Annotated in this window: 2 protein-coding genes and 1 other RNA gene; all 3 read right to left on the bottom strand. The window is 67.2% G+C overall.

All coding sequences use genetic code 11. The features are described from left to right. Nucleotides 1–848, bottom strand: an 848-nt coding sequence (gene rsmH, locus ACE3TU_RS21620) for a 16S rRNA (cytosine(1402)-N(4))-methyltransferase RsmH (protein ID WP_374627918.1), incomplete at its 3' end; no start/stop codon positions are given. A gap of 116 nt (nt 849–964) precedes the next feature. Next, nucleotides 965–1,361: RNase P RNA component class A (rnpB, locus tag ACE3TU_RS21615), an RNA gene on the bottom strand. A 33-nt stretch (nt 1,362–1,394) separates the two neighbouring features. Then, nucleotides 1,395–2,096, bottom strand: a complete 702-nt coding sequence (locus tag ACE3TU_RS21610) for a TerB family tellurite resistance protein (RefSeq protein ID WP_374627917.1) — start codon at nt 2,094–2,096, stop codon at nt 1,395–1,397. Nucleotides 2,097–2,204 lie beyond the last annotated feature (108 nt).

The raw sequence follows: 2,204 nt of genomic DNA, 5'->3' as shown, positions 1-2,204 counted from the left end.
ACGGCCTTGCCGAGACCGATCCATCGGGGCTGTTCGGCGGCGGCCTCGGGCAGGTGCCTCGAGCGCACGGGCGCGCTCTTTTCCGGATCGAGGAAGCGCTTGACGATGCGGTCCTCGAGCGAGTGGAAGCTGACCACGGCCAGCCGTCCTCCCTCCGACAGGAGGCGCTCGCTGGCGAACAGGCCCTCGACAAGCTGCTCGAGCTCGCCGTTGACCGCAATGCGCAGGGCCTGGAAGCTGCGCGTCGCCGGGTGCGCGTCGCCCGGCTTGCGTCCGATCGACTTCTCGATCAGCCGCGCCAGCTGGGCCGTCGTGGTGATCGGTGCCGCGGCGCGGGCGGCGACGATCGAGTGGGCGATCCGACGCGACTTGCGCTCCTCGCCATAGGCGAACAGCAGGTTGGCGAGAGCGGCCTCCTCCAGCGCATTGACCAGGTCGGCCGCGCTCTGTCCGTCGGACGACATGCGCATGTCGAGAGGACCATCGTTCATGAACGAGAAGCCCCGCCCGGCCTGATCGAGCTGCATCGAGGAGACGCCGATGTCGAGGACGACGCCGTCGACCGGCGCGCCCGCAAGCGCATCGAGGCGGGAAAAGGTGCCGCTCACGAAGCGGAACCGGTCCGGGAACGCGGCGGACAGCTGGCTGACATAGGGGAGCACCGAAGGGTCGCGGTCGAGCGCCACGACGGATGCTCCGGCCTCGAGCAGGGCACGCGAGTACCCCCCTGCCCCGAACGTGCCATCGAGGATGCGGGCACCATCGAGCGGCGCCAGCGCTGCCAGCACCTCCTCGAGCAGAACCGGAACATGCGGTAGATCCCGCCCGCTGCTACCCGGCTCACCCATGTCCGCCTGCAACTCCACTCGGACCGAGGTCCGCACGACAGTCGGCCCCTTCCGGGGCATCGCCCCAATCTGGCAACGGGAGCTTAAGATTCTGTTGAGCCTAACGGACGGGTCGAAGTGCCAGTTGACCTGTAAGCCGGGTTCTGTAGGGCCCGCCTTGCGGCGGACGTGGCGGCCATTCATCTAGGGGCGCCATTGCTGACGCCCTCATGCAACCAACCCGGGTGACTGGCCTCGAAAACCGGCCGGCGAGCGGTTTCCCGCCGCCGCGTCACCCCTATTTGGTCTTGCTCCCGGTGGGGTTTGCCGTGCCGTCCCTGTCGCCAGGTCCGCGGTGCGCTCTTGCCGCACCCTTTCACCCTTGCCGAACCCGCAGGTTCGGCGGTTTGCTTTCTGTGGCACTTTCCCTGGGGTCGCCCCCGGCGGCCGTTAGCCGTCACCGTATTTCGAAGGAGCCCGGACTTTCCTCCCCGCACGAGTTGCCCCATGCGCAGCGGCCACCCGGTCAACTGGCGACGGGCATATGGCGGACGGCCCTCGGCAACGTCAAGCCGGGACGCGCTTCATGATCTGCTTGTAGGCATTGTTGATCGCGGCCATCCGGGCGGTCGCCACGTCGATCAGCTCCTCCGGCACCCCCTTCGCGATCAGCCGGTCCGGATGGTGCTCGGCCACCAGCGAGCGGTAGACGCGCCGCACCTCACGATGGTCCGCCGCCGGGGCGAGGCCCAGCACCAGGTAGGGGTCGATCCCCGTTTCGAAAAGCACGTGCTGCGCCGTCAACTGCTCGAAGCGGGCATCATCGAAGCCGAAAATGTCGCTGACGGTCTTGAGATAGTCCAGTTCCGACTGGTGGATCATCCCGTCCGCCGAGGCGATGAAGAACAGCCCGTCGAGAACGTGCTCGAGCGTCTCGGGGCTGTCGACGAAGAAGCGCCGCACCTTGCGGGCATAAGCCTCGTAGCCGGCAACATCCTGCTGGGCCAGCTTGAACAGCCGATCCACCTGCTGCTCGATGGCCGGGGATATCTCGACCGTGCGCTGGAAGGCCCGCAACTCGGAGGCGGTCACCACGCCGTCGGACACCGCCATCTTGGCCGAAAGCGCGATCAGCGCTAGAGTGAACGCGGCGTCGCGTCCGCCGGGAAGCCAGTTGTCCGGGTCGAGCAGACTGGCGAGCGAACCGATGATCCCGGTCCGCTCGGTAACTGAACCCACCACGGCGCCAAGGCGCTGCCAGACGGACATCGACCTCTCCGATTCAGCCGCACATTACCGGCTGACGGCGCGGACGGAAACCAACAAAGGGTTGCCGAACATGTGTCAGAACAGCCAGAAGCCCTCATCCTGGCGCAG

The organism is Devosia sp. (assembly GCF_041917035.1).
In the GTDB taxonomy this organism is placed as follows: Bacteria; Pseudomonadota; Alphaproteobacteria; order Rhizobiales; family Devosiaceae; genus Devosia_A.
This window is presented reverse-complemented; position numbering and strand designations above follow the sequence as displayed.

What these genes read in the sequence shown, in the direction of transcription:
- ACE3TU_RS21610 (WP_374627917.1), bottom strand. Translation starts at nt 2,096, where the DNA reads ATGTCCGTCTGGCAGCGCCTTGGCGCCGTGGTGGGTTCAGTTACCGAG.